The sequence below is a fragment of the Pseudomonas viridiflava genome (assembly GCF_900602065.1).
Lineage (GTDB): Bacteria > Pseudomonadota > Gammaproteobacteria > Pseudomonadales > Pseudomonadaceae > Aquipseudomonas.
Map to the genome: position 1 here is coordinate 1 of NZ_UWFN01000162.1, position 18,117 is coordinate 18,117.

The following is an 18,117-nucleotide window of genomic DNA, read 5'->3' on the forward strand; positions in this document are numbered from 1 at the left end:
GTAACGATCTGAGGTGGGAGCGAATTCATTCGCGAAAGCGGCATATCGGGCGATGGATATGTGTCGGATGTACCGGTCCCTTCGCGAATGAATTCGCTCCCACAGGTTTTTGCCTGACGCCGATAAATTTAGCTCCGGTAACGATCTGAGGTGGGAGCGAATTCATTCGCGAAAGCGGTATGTCGGGCGATGGATATGTGTCGGATGTACCAACCCCTTCGTGAATGAATTCACTCCCACAGGGCCTTGCCTGACGCCGATAAATTGAGCTCCGGTAACGATCTGAGGTGGGAGCGAATTCATTCGCGAAAGCGGCATGTCGGGCGATGGATATGTGCCGGATGTACCGACCCCTCGCGAATGAATTCGCTCCCACAGGGTTTTGCCTGACGCCGAAAAATCGAGCTCCGGTAACGATCTGAGGTGGGAGCGAATTCATTCGCGAAAGCGGCATATCGGGCGATGGACATGTGCCGGATGTACCAACCCCTTCGTGAATGAATTCACTCCCACAGGGTTGTCTGCAACAGATGGGTTATATCCAAACTGCATCCCACAGCGGATAGTCACCAATGCGCTTGACCAGGCCAGCTCTCAGTGGGTTGGCCACGATATAGCGGGCGAGTTTTTGCAGGTCTTCTTCTCTCCTGAGTGCTTGGTCATGGAAGCCTGTTTGCCAGAGTCGACCTTTTTTGCCAGAAACCCTATTGATTGCAACTGCGCTGCTGGCTTTCACCTGCTTGATGAGAGATGCCAAAGAGCCTTTGTGGAGTTCAAGCAACCAGTGGAAATGATCTGGCATAACGACCCACGCTAGCGATGTCGCCAGACCTTGATTTTCGGCTCGTTTGAATTCACACACCAAAAGCCGCCCAAGCTGCCAGTCTTGAAACACTGGATATCGATTTTCCGTCGTAGTGGTAATCATGTAGATGCGCCCGCTCTCAGAAAAACGGCCTTTGCGCAGTTGGGATGAGCGAGGTCGAGTAGGCATCCTTGCCCTCCGTTTGATTTCAAAACCTGCGCTCTAATTTACTGCTCTCGGGCCCTAATTGCCTTCCCAAACCTTTCCCAATAGTTACAACGTTACGGATAACCTGTGGGAGCGAATTCATTCGCGAAAGCGGCATGTCGGGCGATGGATATGTGCCGGATGTACCAACCCCTCGCGAATGAATTCACTCCCACAGGGTTATGCCTGACGTCGATAAATCCTCGTTTTCATCCTTTAAGGCGACCAACGGACTGTCACTTCTGACAGTAGACGCCCGGTCTTTTTCGTCTCAGAGTGATCCTTGTCTGAAGGATGTCCTTCAGCTCTTTAACCCCTGTACCGGCATGTTCAGTATTTGGCGAGTTGGAGGCTTTTGCTTATTACAGGGATTGAGGTTTTTTCTCAGGGAGTCAGATCATGGAATTTATAGAAAATGGTGATTTCAGCACCGGCAAGCTGGACCCTTGGCGTCCAGTGATGGGCTCCACCATTGATATTGTCGAAGAGGATGGTCGCTACCATGCGGTATTAGGCGACAGTGACAAGTTGAACCAAAGCGTTCGAATCGCGGATGTACAACCCCGGCGGTTCTTGCTCACCATTGAATTGAAAGTGGTCAATGGTACTGAGGAGGATAAAGGCCAAGTGCATTTGCTCTGGTCATCGAATGCCATATTCAGGACGTACTATCCTGCTGTGTCGGATGACTGGGCGACCACCACCTTCGACTTGTTTGTCTCGAATGTAGCGACTACCAACAATATCGAGGTACTGGTTGAGCCTCGATTCGCCAAGGAGGTTTTGGTGGGGAGCGTTTCCCTCAGAGATGAGCGGAAACGGAGGCACTGAAGCTGGCTAATCGATAGGTAGGCGTGTGATGTTTTGAACTTGTGGGAGCGAATTATTCGCGAAGGCGCTATTACAGGCGATGGATATGTATTGAATGTACCTACCCCTTCGCGAATGAATTCGCTCCCACAAAACGCTTAACCGCGGCTCTGTTTATACTCCGCCAGGCCCGGCAGCAACTGCTGATCAATCGCCTGCCGCACCGCCGGCAATATCGTCGCGCTACCGGTCAGCATCTGCTCCACCAGGCGCTTCAATGCAGTGGCGCGATCGTTGGTCAGGCCACAGACAGCTTGTGCACAGGCCTGCTCAGCTGTTGCACCTGAGGGCATCTCGAAGCCGATGGCTCTGAGCTGGCTGATCAAGTCTTCCTGGTCAATCAAGTCTGCGTGCATCATCCCGTGCGCTCCCTTTGTTTAGGTATAAGGCGATTCTGGTAGTGGCCGACGGCATCGGCAAGCGCTACCTGAAAGAATGGCCGGGATGCCTACGATCAGGTCGTTTTCCGGATAGCGCAGACAGGTCGGCAGGATCCGACAAACGGGGCACTTTTACCCCTGTTTTCAGCAAAAACCTGTCACTTCTGACAGTAGGCAACCCGCCGGTTCAGGCGTCCAATAACGCCTTGCTTCTTCTCAAAGGACAGGGAGTCTTGCAATGAACAATTCAACGTTCACCCCAGTGGAGGCCGAGAGCGCTCCACTGGCACTTCTGGACCTGGAAGTACCCGGCAGCACTGGCCCAATCCCCACTGGCGAGCTCGGGATCAACCGCGCTGCCGCTCAAGACAACTTCCCGCAAAATGGTCTGCAGATTTTTATCCAGCCTTGGGGCGCCATGGGCCCGGGTGACAGTGTTGATGTGCGGCTCGGCGATAACGTCGTGGTGTCTGATCTCATTGATGCGCTTGAGGTCAACCAGCGTCTGACGTTATTCATTCCGTCGGAGCGTTTGACCACTGATCTGATGTCGACGCTGAGGTACACGGTAAAACGCCTTGGTCAACAACCCGAGAACTCCGGTGAGCTACAGATTTACGTCAAACTCACCCTGCCTGGCGGCAAAGACCAGGACGGCGACACTCCGGGGCATTCCGAGCTGCATCTTGAAATTGAACAAGAGTACATCGACAACGGCGTGGACAAGGACCAGGCAGCAGCCGGTATACCGGTGCTCATCAAGGCCTACCCGAACATGGCCGAGCACGACCTCATCCGGCTGAGTTGGGGTGGCGAGTTCCTCTATCACACGGTGCTCGCAGGGGAGGTGGATGCGGACATCCCGATGACAGTCGAAGAGGACACCATCCTCGCGGCGGGCGATTCGGGGCCTGATGGCTTGGCGGTAACTTTTGAAGTCTTCGACCTGGTGGATAACCGCTCCGAGGACTGGAGCGCGGAAATCCGTTTGGTCGTGGACACTGACAGTACACGCCTTGACGCCCCGTTTGTGGACGAAGCGGACAACAACGTCCTTGATCTCGAAGTGCTCGGTGACGAGCCTGCAACCGTACAAGTGGTGGCGATGAAACCCGGTTTTGCGGTAGGCGACCAGATCGAAGTCAAAGTCCGTGGGACGACGGCTAATGGCGAGTCAGTAGAGTTCGTTCGCCCATTGGTACCGGTCACCAGCCTTAACAAGATCTTCGATATCCAGGTGCCCAACGCCAACATTCGGGCGCTAGCCCAGACCCAGGCGATATTCTCCTACCGGGTGATCAAACTGGACAACACAGCGGACCGGCTCTCCAAAGGTCAGTTCGTCGGCATCATTGGCGAAGCCAAACGCCTTCTCGCACCGATTGCCAGGGATGCCAATCAGGGCACCTTGAACCCTGATTTGCTGCGCACCACCATCGAAATTCCTTGGGATGATTCCATGGCTCAGGGGCAGGTCATTGAATTGCATTGGTTGGGCAAGCGCCCAGACCTGAGCATATACACCCCAGCACTGCCACCGCATCCAATCACCCATGGTGACGCCGAGGCGAAGACACCGATTCCCATGGTGGTACCCGGCACGCATTTGACGCCTATAAACGGTGGCACTCTGGAGTTGTACTACGATCTGCTCAGTGACGTAACCGTCCGCGCCCTGGTGCGCCGCCAGTCTTTGCATACTGTCATTTTTAATGTGGGTGAACCGAGAGCTGAACTGCCTGAACCCATTGTCGAGGGTGAACTGGATGGCGTATTGAACCCGGAAGACGTGCCTACTGGTACGCGGCTGATTGTGCCCAAGTACAACGGTCGCGATGATCGCGATGAAGTGCACATTGAGTGGGTCGGTTCGATCACCGGCAAGTACGAGGATTACATTCCGCTCAATCCAATTATCTCTCTGCCGTTGGCTTTTGATATTCACTATGAATACATAGCAGGCAACCAGGGCGGCACGGTGGATGCGTCGTACTTCGTGGTCAGGGGCGGAACCGGCAGGATTAGCTCATCGGAGGTATTAACGCTGCAGATCGGTGAAGGAGCGGTAATCGGCCCGGTAACGGGAGACGAGGGTTTCGAAACTCAGCAACCGGGTCAGCTCGCTGTGAATACGCCGATAGACTTTACGAGTGGCCTGGTACTGACAGTTGTGGCTGCAACGCCAAAGACGGCAATCATTGATCCTGCTATTAGCGAGTTCGGTAATCGTGCATTGCTGTGTGCAAGCGGCCACATCATAGAAATAGAGTTCGGCGGCGAAATTGGCACTTTTCTTCTGAGCCACGCACGCACGGCGACAACCGGCAACAGGCTGGAGTTTTTTAATAAAGAGGGTAACTCCATCAAGGTATTTAATTTGAAAGTTATCCCCTCGGGTCAGCAAACAACTTATGAGACGGTGGTATTGGACTCGCCTTGTGTACGTTGTGAGTTGGCGATAGATACGGTCGATATCGTTATCGATAATTTGGTATGGATTGCCTAATCCGGAAAGTCTGAAGTGTGCCTACCGATGTTGTTGGCAGCCTGCACCCGTGATGTGGCCTGGAACTGACGCAGGTATTCATTATGAAAATCCACAGATCCTCTTTGTTTCCTCCCGTAGAACGCGGTGGCTCCACCCTGGCGTTACGCCCGCTACTGATTGCTGGAATGATAGTGCCCGTACATGATGGTGATGGCGGGGTGAATATCCAGATGCATGAAGACAACCCGAGTGGGTTGTTAGCGGCTATTGACCCCTACCAGCCTATGTCGGTGGGAGATAAACACGACGTTTTCTGGAGCGATATGAAAATCGCCCAGCGGGATGTATTGCTGGAGGATGTGGATAAGCGCTTATTTGTCTATCTGCCTAAGGACACCATTATTCCCGAGTGGGGCGAAAGGGTTCATTACACACTGACAAGATCGGGTACTAATATCCCCCAGGACTCAACGCCACTGCGGTTAAGGGTCAAACTTGATCGTCCTGCGGGAACCGATAAAGATCCACACTTGCCCGGCCATTCAGAATTACAGGCACCCGGTCTGCCGCAAGATGTTATCGACAATGGTGTGGATGCCGAATGGGCGGCGCGGGGTGTACCTGCTGAAATCCAGACTTACCTCGGCAGAGCGGCCTGGGACACGATTCAGCTCAAATGGGGCAGTGTTTTTCTCACTCATCAAGTGACGCCAGGCGAAGCGGCGGGTAGTGCGTCAATCACTATATTGGTGGATCAGGCCGCTATCCTCGCCGCTGGCGATAGCGACTCCCTGCTTGTGCATTATCAGGTGTTCGATGAAGTCTGGAATTACTCTACTGAATGGTCGTTGCAGACCAGAGTGGCAGTCGATGCCGGTGCATGGCGTCTGGACGCGCCGATTATTAAAGAGGCCGTTAACGGCACTATCGATCTCGACGATTTGGGCAGGAACGACGCCACGGTGCAGATTGTCCTGCCGGGCCCTCCCTATACACTGGGTGACAGCATCACTATGACCTGGATCGGTACACCGGCGACGGGCCTGCCTGTCACGCACACCGAGACGGTCGTTATTGGCAGTATTCCGTCAATTCTTCAACTCTACGTACCCAACGCCGATGTCCGGGCCATTGCCGGTGGCTCGGCGGATGCGTCTTATGTATTGAAAAAGCTTAACGGTGACCCGCCGCAATCATCCAAACGCACCTTTGCCAATGTTGTCGGTGACGTTTCGCAATTGCCCGCGCCGACTATCCGGGAGCTGATTGGCGACGTGTTGGAACCCGATACGCCGATCGCTACTGTGTTGATCCCTGTATACCCGGGCATGGATACTGGCGACGTTATCAACATGATCTGGATGGGCACGAAGTCCAACGGTACGCCTTACGTGCATGAACACGAACACCCCGTCACATACAATGACAAGGGCAAAGTAATCCCGATTTACGTGCCCAATGAACATATTGTCATTCTTGATTACGGCACGCTGGATCTTTACTACACCGTCACCAACGACCAGAAGTCTTTATTCGGTATGAGCGAGTCAGATCATACCCCGATCAAGATCGAGCGAGTTCATGCCGAGTTGCCAGCCCCTAAAGTGGTTGAGGCTCCGAATGATGTACTTGATCCCGCCTTGGTCCCCGACAGTGCAACCTTGTTGATTGAATACCTGGGCACTAACCCAGGCGACATACTGACCTACTACTGGACGGGCAGGCCAGGTGCTGGAACCGGCAGCGACTGGGTGCCGATCACGACGCCCACGGCGGGCAAGCCGATCACTTTCAGAATTGATAACACACTGATTACTCCCAACATTGGGAGCATCGTGAAAGTCCGCTATAGCCTGAAGCTCAAGGCAACTGGCAATTACAAATATTCAGCCACGCTTGATCTGACGATTGGCTCCTTGGTGGGCGACCTGCCTGAGCCGCAAGTACTCGAAGCGCCTACAGGGGTGTTGGACCCCATGGACGCCCTCGCCGGCGTGGTCGCTCGTGCCCGCTATGACAGCATGGACCCAGCCTTGGATGTGATTACCCTGAAATGGTTGGGTACGCCGGGTGCAGGGACCTCCGATGATCAGGAGTTGCCGGGCAACAGTGGCGGCTATGTTGATTTCAGCGTGGCGGCCAGTGTGGTCGGCCCCAACATCGGCAAGCATGTCGATGTGAGTTACGAAGTGCAACGCTATGGCTCACCCACTCCATCACTGGTTCTGGACCTGACCGTCAGCAACTTCAAAGATCCGGATAACGAGCTGCCGCGTCCACGTATTACCCAGGCGAACGATGCCAGCAAAGAGCTGAATCTGAATTCGTTTACCGGCAATGCGGGGGTGACAGTTGGCAAATGGCCGTTCAGTGCTCAGGGCCAAAGAGTCTGGTTGCGTCTTGTCGGGACGGGCAGTACCGGAACAGTCAACATTACCGTGCTGGCGGGCGTCCCCATCTCTGCAATCCAGGCCAGCAATGGGCTTAACGAGCAAGTGATTAGAAGTGAGCTTGAAAAACTCACCCACAACACTGCGCTGACCGTGACCTGCAAAGTGACGTTCGATGGGTCGGCTCAGGAGGCCTCGGCTATTGAGTTTCCAGTCGCGCGATACACCTTTAAAACCTTTGATGATTCGGTAGTACCGACCATCGACACCGTCACCGACGCGGGAAATAACGTCATACCACCAGGTGGCACGACTTACTTCCCCAACGTGACGCTCGCGGGCAAGGCCGCGCCCAATCAACGGGTGCAGATTTATGATGGAGCGACGGCTGTAGGCCAACCCGTGTTGGTCAATGGTACGGGCGACTGGACGCTACCACTCACCGGTTTAGCGGTGGCGAGCCACAGCATCACGGCCAAAGGGCTTTACGGCAGTGAGCCTGTGTCGGTGGCGCGAGTCCTTATCGTGGCGACAGCGACGGTGCCGACTATTGATACCGTCACCGACGCGGAAGGCGTCATACCGCCAGGCGGCACGACTTACTTCCCCAACGTGACGCTCGCGGGCAAGGCCGCGCCCAATCAGCGGGTGCAGATTTATGATGGTGCGACGGCTATAGGCCAACCCGTGTTGGTCAATGGCACGGGCGACTGGACGCTACCACTCACCGGTTTGGCGGTGGCGAGCCACAGCATCACGGCCAAAGGGTTTTACGGCAGTGAGCCTGTGTCGGTGGCGCGAGTCCTTATCGTGGCGACGGCGACGGTGCCGGCTATCACCAGCGTGCGTGATACCAGAGGTGAAGTGGCGAATGGTGGGAGTACTACCGACACCTCCGTAAACCTGACTGGGACAGCGGCCGCCAATCAACAGGTGGAGATATTCGATGGTGCTGCATCCAGGGGCAGGGCATCGGTCACCGGCAGTGGTGGTTGGAACTCATCGATCAGCTCGTTGGCTTTGGGGGGGCATAGCCTTACGGCCAAGGGGCTTTATGGTAGTCAGCCGGTTTCGAATGCGCGGACGTTTACTGTGCAGTCGCCAACACCGCCGCTTGTGATTGATACCTCGCCAGTGACGCTAAGCGGCATCTTTTACATTTGGACGGATGGACGTATGCCGCCTAATGCTCCAGTAAATACCTCTATTCAACGGGGAGCGACAGGTGGTGTCCCGCCCTACCGGTACCAGAGTTCCAACGCTGCTGTCGCTTCGGTGACAAATGCAGGATTAGTACGTGCTCTTAAAGATGGAGCGACTACTATCACGGTATCAGACAATGGCGGAAGCTCTAAGAGTTATCAGGTGACGGTTACCAACGGATGGAGAATACAACACATAGGTAACTTTATCTGGAATGGTGCAATTCAATATCAACCAGCAGGAGGTCATCTCCCTAGAGGGGAAGAACTACAGTGGATGCGGGCGCAATACGGAAGCTCTTGGCCACACGCTGAACAGCCATGGTGGTCTTCCGATGAACTGAGCCGTATAGATGCGTTAGTGGTTACAATCCCAAGCGGGTCGGCTTACTACACCATGAAAGCTTTCAGCTTTGCTGCACTCTCTGTACATAAATAGCCAACGAGAAACAGTATTGGTTGTTGGCAAGGCTGGAATTGCCGCAGTTATCAGGCAACTCCAGCCAGCAACTCTGTCTCTAGGAGAACGGCTACTACCAGCTATACCGCGCCCCGACATTCACCCCGAATGGTTGTTCGATATGCTCGCCATTGGAGTAATCAAAATCAGCATGCAGTTGCAGACGATCCGTCAGCGCCGCCGCCAGACCCGCACCCAGTTCACCGCGTGAACCCGACAGGTCGTTGTTGAACACGTTGTCGTTGACCTGAACTTCGTTGTTCTTGGCGAACTCATGAGCCACTGCCGCACGAACATACGGTTGCACGATGGTGCCGCTGTCCAGCGTAAAGTTGCGACCCGCCGTCATGCCGACTTTACCCAGCAACGAACGAGTGCGATCGCCTTCGGCTTCCATACCGTTGTCCAGACCATAATCCTTGCCTTGAATGACCACGGCCGAAAGCTGAGTAAAGGGCTCAACGAAGTAACCGTCATTCAGTTTGATGTGGCGGCCAAACTCCAGCGATCCACCCATGCCCACATTAGCGTAATCGCCTTTGGAACGTGTGCCGTCGCTCATGGAGACTTTCGATTCGTTATCGAAACGGTTGAACTTCAGGACACCATCAAAGTAGTAACCGCTGTCTTGATCAAGCCAGGTGGTGTAAGCGCCTACATACGAACTCCTGACGGTACCGGTCGTGCCTCGGGATAGATCCAGGTCCGACTTGCTGTAACCCGCCAGGGCACCAATCAACCACTGGCCATCACCAATAGCCAATGGAGCATCTGCGCCCAGAGAAATACCTTGCTGGTTTTGCTTGTAGCCCACACCGGAAGCTTCAGCCACATTGTATTTATTGCCATAGGTGCGAACCCAGCCACCGGCCTGGCCGCCGTTGAAGCGCAACTCGCCCATGCGCGTGCGCAGGGAAGTCAACTCTCCGTACCAGACGGTAGGCGCGGTGTTGAACAGTGCAAGCACCGAACTTGTGCCAGGGCTAATGATGGCTGACGACGGGTCAAGGAACCACTCGGTGCCCCCGGCTCCGTCAGCCTTGGATGTCAGGCCGTAAGAGTAGGTACCGACGTCAACCGGGCCATTGAGCAGGGAGAATGTTGCATCACCCGCGCCAATGCGGACCAGGTTCAGTGCCTGGGGCGAGACCGGGTCTGTGCCCGAGCCTGCTATCAACAGGCTATGGGCGCCCGTCGCTGTGCCGGTGACATTCAACGTATCGCGCAGGTTGTTGGTGTAGTCGACGTCCATTACGAACGTGCCGTTACCCGACAGCGTCCCAACATTCAATTGATAAAACTCGTTGGCTGCGCCGAAATTCACCCGGCCTTGATTCATGGCCAGCGTGTCCACTGCGTTGTCGCCTGCCATCGTCCAGGTGGATTGGCTGTTGATGGTCACGCTGCGGACATTGATCAGGTTGCCGGTGAACAGCGAGCTGTTATCCAGCTTCAGCGCGGCCGTACTGCCGGTTTCTGCGGTGATGTTGCCCGTCAATTTGGCTTGATCAAGGGAAATGTTCGCTGTGCTGTTGCCGCTGACCTGAATATTGCCTTCAAGCGCACTGTTGCCAACCAGCATGTTCGCGGTTGCGCCGCGCTGTACTTCAAGGATGTTGCCGTTGCCACCTTTCAGCGTCGAGCCGTTGAGAACCTGGATATCAATCTGTGTCCCTGGCAGATTTAAGCCGTCAACCCGGATTGCCGAGCCAGTCTTGCCTTCAACATGGGTTCGATCAAGATTCAGATGCCCGACACGTGCCTGATTCCCGTTACTTAAAGCAGTAATACCGTTTGCACCACCAATGAAGGTACTTTCGAACGCATCAATATCGGAGCTGAAAAACCTCAGGCCTGAACTGTTTGCGCCTGTCCCTTCAATACGCGAACCGGTAAAAACCAAGCGGCTCAGTGCAGAGGCGGAAACGCCATTTGTCACGCCGGTCAGTGTACTGCCTGACACCGAGATAATAGAGCCTGGAGTGTTTTGCCCCTGAAGTGCCTGCAGTGCAACACCGGTGCTGGTAATTGTGCTATCGGAAATAGTTGCAGTGCTGTTATTCAGGCTTATTCCAAAGCTGCTGCTTGGGCCGCCTGTTATCGTGGCGTTTTTTATATCAAATACTGAGCCGTTGGTGCCGCTAATCTCTGCGGTTCGGCCGGTATTGATATTAAGTTTCGAGTTGTCCGAGGTGATTTGCTGAGTAGTGGCATCATTGATATTCAACGTGCCGCCAGTGAGCAAGGTATAGCTGTCTGGGGGGGTGGAGGTGTCGATGGTGACCACTTGTCCATTTTCGATGACTGCAGCTTTTATCCATTGACTGTTCAGGGCAAGCCCAACGGATAGCAAGGCACAGGAAAGGGGCCGGCATAGGCCGGGGTGTCCAGTTTTTAAAGTAGTCATATCAGTAGTTCCGCTGTGAGGTGGACCTCTTTCCAGAATTTGAAGGGGTCGCTATAGTCCGGGCGGTAATACTAACGGCCATCCGCACTAACAAATGTAGTACGCTTCGCTGCTATATGTAGGAATGATCCTACATATAATTATATATGTTTCATTACTGAGAATTTTGGTCTAGTTAGGTGGGGTTCGCGATAAGCGGACCCCACCTTATGCACTTATGGCGTAAGCACACACGTACCGCCAGCGCTGGTGGATGATGCCCAGATATACGCGCTGCCCGAGACAGGATTACCTCCCACAGTGGCGTTATAGGTCACGCGAACCGCTCCATATGCCCCGACTGGCTCGATATGATCAGCGTAGGGCTCTACGTGTAACTCATAGCCATCCCTTGCCTCGGTTGGACTTACGGTACGTGAGTCAGTCCAGGGCGTACCTGCAACTATGGTCCCCGCTAAATCGCTGTACGCTTGCCAAGTGACTACTACCTGCTCACCACCGACTAACAACGGATTGTTGCCCGGGATCTCCACAAGCACATGATGGTCCGGTGCGATGAACGAGCTGCAGTTCAATATCGGTCTGCCAGCGCTGGTAGTTCCCGCATCGGGGAATTCCGGCGTTGCAAACTGGATGGGCAAGGCGCCCGTTACATCAACGAGTTGGTTACCGCTGCGCTGGCTATTACCTCCCGCGATATACGTCAAGGAATAGAACACGGGAAGATCTGTTTTACCCGGTTCTTTTTCGATTTCAGTCCAGGGAATGGAAAACGTGACGATTTTTCCGACAGGATCGGCGTCCAGGGGATCGTAGATAGCGACCGGGGCGGACAGGCTACCCCAATACAAAGACATACGCTCGCCAGTTGCGTGGGGTTCGTAAATCTCTACTGCGGCAGTGGCGGCCAGACCTGTATCGTCGGCATTCAATACATTGTCAGCGGCGGAAGTGCCACCCCCACGAACCGTAACGAGCTTCAGGTTCGGATTGATAGGGTCTGGTCCGACGGGGTCCGGACCCGGTACCGACAAATCAACATTGATGGTGAGCGGGGCAGAGGGAAACGATTTCGATCCGCGACGCACATCGTATTTGATGACCGTAGATTTCGGGCCTGTCGTACCTGCGCCGTAGGCAGCCTTAAGCGTTGCATAGGGTGCGGGTATCCGTATTGGATCTTGCGGAGCGATGCCGACAGGATAAGTGATTGTAAAACCACCCCAATCAACTTCAATGGTGTCCATGGACAACCAGTTGGTATATAGCGCAACTGTGACCTCCACCCCCGGGTCTCTAACGTCGTCAAGGTCAATGAGTGTTTCGGCGTCCTCTGCCAGTGGCACTTTAGGGGCAGCCAGTGGCGGAACGGGCAGTGGACTGACGAGAAGCTCGGTGTTCATCGATTTTGACGGGCTGCCGATGTTACCGACCTTATCTACCAGGTGGTAAATGACGTAGAGGTAACCGTCTAACAGATTTCTGATGCGTGCAGCTGGAATATCTGCCTCGCGGGCACTATTAATAGAGCCGGAGAATACGGGAGTTGTGATAGGGTCAGGTTCGCGACCATAGATAGACACTTCGACAATATCACCTGGTTGTTCGTCATCGTATATAGGTATTACCATGGTTACATTGGGGTGGGTATCGAGGTATTCATCGGTTATGCCATCTGTTACAAGACTCGTATCCTTGAAGATCGGCGCGTCAGGTTCCTGTCCGCCGAAGTTTGGAGGGGACTTGTCGATGATGATATTGATCGTGGCTGACGAGTCCTCTTCGTCATTCCAGGTCTTGACACGGTACCGTAAGTTGTACGTGCCAGGAGCACTGAAGTTAACCTTTTCCAAAATCTCGGGGACGAAGCCGGTTGGATCTATAGGTCCGGGTATTGAAGTGCTCTTTATCGTTCCCCAAAGGGGGTCTGTTGCTTGTTTCCATTCGAGGCTCAATGTATCGCGTTCGGTTGCATCAGGCGCTCCGTTGGGCCAGCCGGGGATGATTAATTGCAGATCATCGTCCTGCCGATCACGCGGTACATATGCAGCAAAGTCGGGTTCGCCCGGCCAGAATTCAGGGTTAGGGGCAGGCGCGGGCAATACGCCTTCCGCCAAGACTCCCGCTTTACGGCCCGTACGGTTCCGTAGCCATTTGCCGTAGCTGGCTCTAAGTTGTTCGGAACTTTCTTTTGTGTTGTTAGACATTTCATTCTCCGAGTGAGACGCAACGTCAGCCATCGAGAGTATGGAGGTATCTATCTGACTGCTGCGTGTGTTGTGGGTTAATAGTTAAACGTGAAGTGCCGGATGATAAGAAACAACGATCCTCGCAATTAAGGTGTTACGTCCATCAGAACGGAGGCTCGCACAGCGTGCCGTCCGGCAGCAGTCGGGTTATTTTTACAATGCCCAAAGGCGATGTTCCGAACTGACCATCGCGCTTCGCCAAGGTATAAAAAGCTCCTCCTGAGCCTTCAGTGATAGGTTCGATATACGGGCTGTAAGGCAGCACCGTTATAAGGGTGAAGCCATTGGTGATGTCGGTAGTGTTCAGTTCATATTCAAACTCTCCATAGGTTCCAGAAATAGGGTCGGTGGCATTGAAGTTTCTGTAGCCTTCCCAGAAAAGTGTGATTACATCACGTGCTTCAAAGCGGTTATTTATGAAGGTGATTTTGTGTTTTATGCCGTCCCAAGGGGCGCCGCCACAGTTGATATAACCCCAAAGATCAGCGTCCGGGAAATCAGGCTCTAGCAGGTCATCAATGGTGACTACCCGAACTTTCACGTAGGTAGTTGACGACTGTTGCAGGTTCACGGCATTGCTGGTGGTGTAGTAAACAGGCAGGGCTGCGTTATTGGGTTCTGAATCGATGATATTCCATGGCACTTCACTGAACTGAATCGGCTGGCCTGCGACATCTCCCGGCTGCACGGTGTAAAAGGCGGCTGCGGTGGGCCATGCCCCCCAATACAATTCCAGTCGCTGGCCCGCAACCGGGTTTTGAAAGAGTTCGACGCTGGGAATGACCGGCGCGTTTCGGTCGGTTGGGATCAGTTCGTTAGGTAGATTGGACTGGCCCCTGATCTCACACAGTGACAACAATGTATTGAGCAGTGCCGGGGCGGCCGGGTGATCTTGCCCGGCAATGCTGAAATCGACGTTGATGGTTTTCTGATTTGACGGCAGACTCCAGCCCCCGCGAAATACTTCATAGTTAACGGTAAAACTTCTGGGTCCCATCCCGTTGGCGGTAAGCACAGCCCACGGGACATCAACCGAAACCGGAAAAACGGCAAACCGGGGCGTTAAAGTGATGCCGTCCCAATTAAATACAACCTCATCGGTGGGCAAGGCATTGTCAAAATAGGTGATCTCGATTTTGATGGCACTTCGTGCATCCGCTCTGTGCAGTAACCCGTCATTATCATGTAACGGTATAGTAGGCGCAGGTAATACAACGGGTAGCGGGTCTAAAGAAACTGTTGCAGTAGCGGGCAGGGAAAAAGTCAGTGTCTCGTTGCCTGCCCTGTCCCGCACTTTATAGAAAGCATGGAAAATCCCGTTTTTGTTAAACGAACGGATGATATCGCCCTTCAGATCAAGCCGGATGTCCTGAGCGATGATCTCCGGGCCTAATACCGTTTTTGTCGATACCGGCAAACCCAGTGGCGGATTAACATCGGACCAGTAAAGGAAAATACTATCGCCTTCGCTCACGCCGGTATAAAGCGGTAATGGCAGGCTGAGTTCTACGGTGTCTGAATGGGTCGCCAGGTAGTCTGCGGTTATCACCGTGCCGGTTAAATCAGCAGGGTACAACAGGCTTTCGAGTTGTTTGTCATAGCTGGGAGCCGTGGTGTCAATCGTCACGAATTTGTGGTTTGACGGTGTCGGAAATGAGATAAGACTGCTGGTGACCACGTACCAGAGTTCATGTTTGCCGTCGCTCTGTAATAAGTTTTTTGGAACAGGAATAGGGTACGGAAATATTGAATCCTCCACGGGGCCAATTAGCTCAACGCTGCCGACAAGCGTCGGATTCTGCCGATTGATTGAAAGTGCCCAAAACCACTCCAGTCTGTCGGATATGCTGGGGTCTGGTGCATAGACCTTCCAGCGCTCTTCGACAAAAGCTTCCAGATCCTCATTTTGAGTGCCGGTGGGCAACAAGCCTTCCGGGTCATTTATGTCTATCACCGCCGGTACTAATGGAAGTGGGAGAATATCCTGAGTGGACTGTTCGTCTGGGGTGGTGCCTGACAGTTCGCTACTTTTGTGGCTCAAGATATCGTTTGAGGAATCCATATATATTCTCCCGACCCGGGTGCCCGATAAGCTTCCGAAGCCCGGTAAAGAGGCTTTAGCTGAAGAACATTTATTACGCGCGCGATTTCGTCAGGGGTCTACTGTCAGAAGTGACAGGTTTTTTGACCGCTCGTCGCTTTGTTTTCGGAGATGAGTATGGGTTACCCAATGTTTGTCTGTAGAGACGTGGTATGTCCCAGCACAGCGCTGTCACGAAGAGAACACCGGCCTGTAGGCGTTCAAGAGCAACGCGAGGCAGCGATAGCAGTCTGCCTGATACACCGCCATCGCGGCCTCGCGGTGCTCGTGCGCTCCCATCAAACAACAAGTAACGATCTGAATTTGTGCAAGTCCTGTGGGACCGAATTTATTCGGGAAGAGGCCAGTACATCCGCTACATCATCTTCGTCTGAAATGCCGTCTTCCCGGATGAATCCGGTCCCACGTGTCCTATGTTTGCCGCGCGACGGCGTGGTGTCAGGGACACCGGGGCGACTTCTACAGAACAATCATTCAGGTTCGGAAAGTTATTTATGTTTGATGAGAGAGCCCCCCGCTGCCCATGGCACCGCGCAGTGCTCGCGGCAAACATAAGTCCTGTAGGCGCTGCCGAAGGCTGCGATCGCTGAGTGTCAGGAAAAATACTTCGCAGCCTTCGGCAGCTCCTACAAAAAAATGCATTTCAATCCAGTAGTTTGCATGTTGTTTATAGTGGGACCGGCTTCAGCCGGGAAGACGCCAGCTTGGTCAACGCCGACCCCGCGGTGCAGCGCACGACCCTTTCCCGGCTAAAGCCAGTCCCACGACCCCTCCCGAATTAGCCGCTTGAAGGTCAAGTAGCCAATTGGTTCCGATCTATCTTTACGCACCGCCATCAGGTTTTTAACTAAAGCGCTATCGCTCGATAGCCAATCGATCTCACCACTGTCATTTCTGACAGTAGTTAGAAGAGACGCCTTCTGACAATACTTCCCCAGAGCCATTTAACACCCCTGACATCAGGATGTTGTCAGCCAAACTGCTTGATCCACGCAGGTAGCTATTATGTACATTCAACCGCAATCCACCCCCGAACGCATCGCAGCCTCGATTACCCGTGTTGTTGATAGCCTGGGAAATTCCATCCCTAATCCCGGCACTACTCAAGACACCGTCCTGACCGTCACTGGCAGCGGCACGGCTAGCTCGGTGATTTTTATCTATGACAGCGGCGTGTTATTAACCACCGCCTCGGTGACGATCAATGGCACCTGGAGCTTTAGTCCCGAGACGTTGGTGTTAGGGCAGCATGCCTTTACCGTTCGAGATGGGCCGGGGGGCGTGGATTCGCCGGAGTGGGTGGTTACTGTGAGCGTTGCCGCCGCACAGCCCACAATTGACGAAGTTGTCGACTCTAGCGGCATTTCTATCCCCCATGACAGCAGTACGTCTGACCCGAGCATTACGCTGTCTGGCACCGCAGAGCCAGACGCCGTCATTGAAATTGATGATGAGGGCGCGTCGTGGGGGGCGACGCCTGCGCCCAATGGGCTGTGGAGTAAACCCCTGACGGGATTGCAACCGGGCAGGCATGAGTTCGTTGCCAAGGCCGTTAATAGCCAGGCAACGTCGGCTCCATGGGTAGTCACTTATGTGTTCGAGCAGTTGGTCATCGATACTTCACCCGCCGTTCTGAACGGCGTCCTGTATCACGCGTGGACTGCGCCGCCGTTTCCGCCAGCAGGCACTTACACGGACAGGCCAGCCAGCGGTGGTGTGCCACCTTATAGCTACACATCTGCCAACCCCGCCATCGCTACGGTTGACGAAAGAGGCCGTGTGATTTCGGCGGGTAATGGGCTCACTACCATTACGGTAGCTGACAGCGCGGACAGCACTGCAACTTTTACGGCGATTGTGTCGAATGTTTATCAGTTTTTTGGGGCTGGACTTCGCACCAATCATATACAGGCCTCATACGCGGTCAGAGACTTGGGAGGCTATCTTCCTTCGGTCGCTGAGTATCGTTTATTCAGGGCCGCTTATGGCGATGAAGCAGGGCAACTGACGCCGCTTAACTGTTGGACAAGAGACCAGGCGCCTGGGCCAGATTTAACGAGTTGTTGGTCTTTTGTACCTTCAAACGGGCAGGAACAACTGATTCGCTGGGAGTCGCCTGGGGACGCCTTCGGTATTGTGATGCGAACTTGATGAGATGTTTTTGCCCTTGCCTGTGAAGTTGATACAGAAACGACACCGATTTGCTCTGGCTTGTAACTCAGTCGCCTGGAGCGTGCGCCTTGCCCTTTAAACTGCTTATTTGAAATGTTTGTCTGTTGAAAATCGCGGTGTATCCCCAACACAGCGCTGCCGCGAAGAAAAACACCGGCCTGTAGGCGTTCAAGAGCAACGCAAGGCAACGATAGCAGTCTGCCTGATACACCGCCATCGCGGCCTCGCGGTGCTCGTGCGCTCCCTTCAAACAACAAGTAACGATCTGAATTTGTGCAAATCCTGTGGGACCGAATTTATTCGGGAAGAGGCCAGTACATCCGCTACATCATCTTCGTCTGAAATGCCGTCTTCCCGGATGAATCCGGTCCCACGTGTCCTATGTT

The 18,117-nt window shown here is 53.9% G+C and carries 9 protein-coding genes; 4 read left to right on the top strand and 5 right to left on the bottom strand.

Annotated elements, in window-relative coordinates; genetic code table 11:
- Positions 1-535: 535 nt before the first annotated feature.
- Positions 536-994, bottom strand: coding sequence for an REP-associated tyrosine transposase (locus EE949_RS08490; RefSeq protein ID WP_122663882.1), 459 nt, complete (start codon positions 992-994; stop codon positions 536-538).
- Positions 995-1,411: 417 nt separating this feature from the next.
- Here EE949_RS08490 and EE949_RS08495 point away from each other — a divergent pair, with 417 nt between their 5' ends.
- A complete protein-coding gene (locus EE949_RS08495; RefSeq protein ID WP_122663883.1) occupies positions 1,412-1,843 on the top strand; it encodes a hypothetical protein in 432 nt (143 codons plus the stop codon).
- 137 nt (positions 1,844-1,980) lie between these two features.
- Here EE949_RS08495 and EE949_RS08500 read toward each other — a convergent pair whose 3' ends face one another.
- Entirely contained in the window at positions 1,981-2,241 is a 261-nt protein-coding gene (locus EE949_RS08500) for a hypothetical protein (protein WP_122663884.1), read from the bottom strand.
- Positions 2,242-2,500: 259 nt separating this feature from the next.
- Between EE949_RS08500 and EE949_RS08505 the strand changes: the two genes are divergently transcribed.
- Together EE949_RS08505 and EE949_RS08510 are read left to right on the top strand one after the other, a co-directional pair.
- Positions 2,501-4,768 carry a hypothetical protein gene (locus tag EE949_RS08505; RefSeq protein WP_122663885.1) on the top strand — a complete coding sequence of 756 codons (2,268 nt, stop codon included), beginning with the start codon at positions 2,501-2,503 and terminating at the stop codon, positions 4,766-4,768.
- An 83-nt stretch (positions 4,769-4,851) separates the two neighbouring features.
- A complete protein-coding gene (locus tag EE949_RS08510; RefSeq protein WP_122663886.1) occupies positions 4,852-8,781 on the top strand; it encodes an Ig-like domain-containing protein in 3,930 nt (1,309 codons plus the stop codon).
- 94 nt (positions 8,782-8,875) lie between these two features.
- On the opposite strand, the gene EE949_RS08515 is transcribed toward EE949_RS08510, so the two are convergent.
- The 3 genes from EE949_RS08515 to EE949_RS08525 form a co-directional block, all read right to left on the bottom strand.
- Positions 8,876-11,209 carry an autotransporter outer membrane beta-barrel domain-containing protein gene (locus tag EE949_RS08515; RefSeq protein ID WP_122663887.1) on the bottom strand — a complete coding sequence of 778 codons (2,334 nt, stop codon included), beginning with the start codon at positions 11,207-11,209 and terminating at the stop codon, positions 8,876-8,878.
- Positions 11,210-11,424: 215 nt separating this feature from the next.
- Positions 11,425-13,416, bottom strand: coding sequence for a hypothetical protein (locus tag EE949_RS08520; protein ID WP_122663888.1), 1,992 nt, complete (start codon positions 13,414-13,416; stop codon positions 11,425-11,427).
- 145 nt (positions 13,417-13,561) lie between these two features.
- Positions 13,562-15,520, bottom strand: a complete 1,959-nt coding sequence (locus EE949_RS08525) for a hypothetical protein (protein WP_122663889.1) — start codon at positions 15,518-15,520, stop codon at positions 13,562-13,564.
- 1,044 nt (positions 15,521-16,564) lie between these two features.
- Between EE949_RS08525 and EE949_RS08535 the strand changes: the two genes are divergently transcribed.
- On the top strand, positions 16,565-17,710 hold the full coding sequence (locus EE949_RS08535; RefSeq protein WP_122663891.1) for a hypothetical protein: 1,146 nt from the start codon (positions 16,565-16,567) through the stop codon (positions 17,708-17,710).
- Positions 17,711-18,117 lie beyond the last annotated feature (407 nt).

Excerpts from the sequence above, each read along its gene's own strand:
- EE949_RS08535 (WP_122663891.1), top strand. The coding sequence starts at position 16,565 with ATGTACATTCAACCGCAATCCACCCCCGAACGCATCGCAGCCTCGATT.
- EE949_RS08520 (WP_122663888.1), bottom strand. The coding sequence starts at position 13,416 with ATGTCTAACAACACAAAAGAAAGTTCCGAACAACTTAGAGCCAGCTAC.
- EE949_RS08510 (WP_122663886.1), top strand. The coding sequence starts at position 4,852 with ATGAAAATCCACAGATCCTCTTTGTTTCCTCCCGTAGAACGCGGTGGC.
- EE949_RS08490 (WP_122663882.1), bottom strand. The coding sequence starts at position 994 with ATGCCTACTCGACCTCGCTCATCCCAACTGCGCAAAGGCCGTTTTTCT.
- EE949_RS08525 (WP_122663889.1), bottom strand. The coding sequence starts at position 15,520 with ATGGATTCCTCAAACGATATCTTGAGCCACAAAAGTAGCGAACTGTCA.
- EE949_RS08500 (WP_122663884.1), bottom strand. The coding sequence starts at position 2,241 with ATGATGCACGCAGACTTGATTGACCAGGAAGACTTGATCAGCCAGCTC.
- EE949_RS08495 (WP_122663883.1), top strand. The coding sequence starts at position 1,412 with ATGGAATTTATAGAAAATGGTGATTTCAGCACCGGCAAGCTGGACCCT.
- EE949_RS08505 (WP_122663885.1), top strand. The coding sequence starts at position 2,501 with ATGAACAATTCAACGTTCACCCCAGTGGAGGCCGAGAGCGCTCCACTG.
- EE949_RS08515 (WP_122663887.1), bottom strand. The coding sequence starts at position 11,209 with ATGACTACTTTAAAAACTGGACACCCCGGCCTATGCCGGCCCCTTTCC.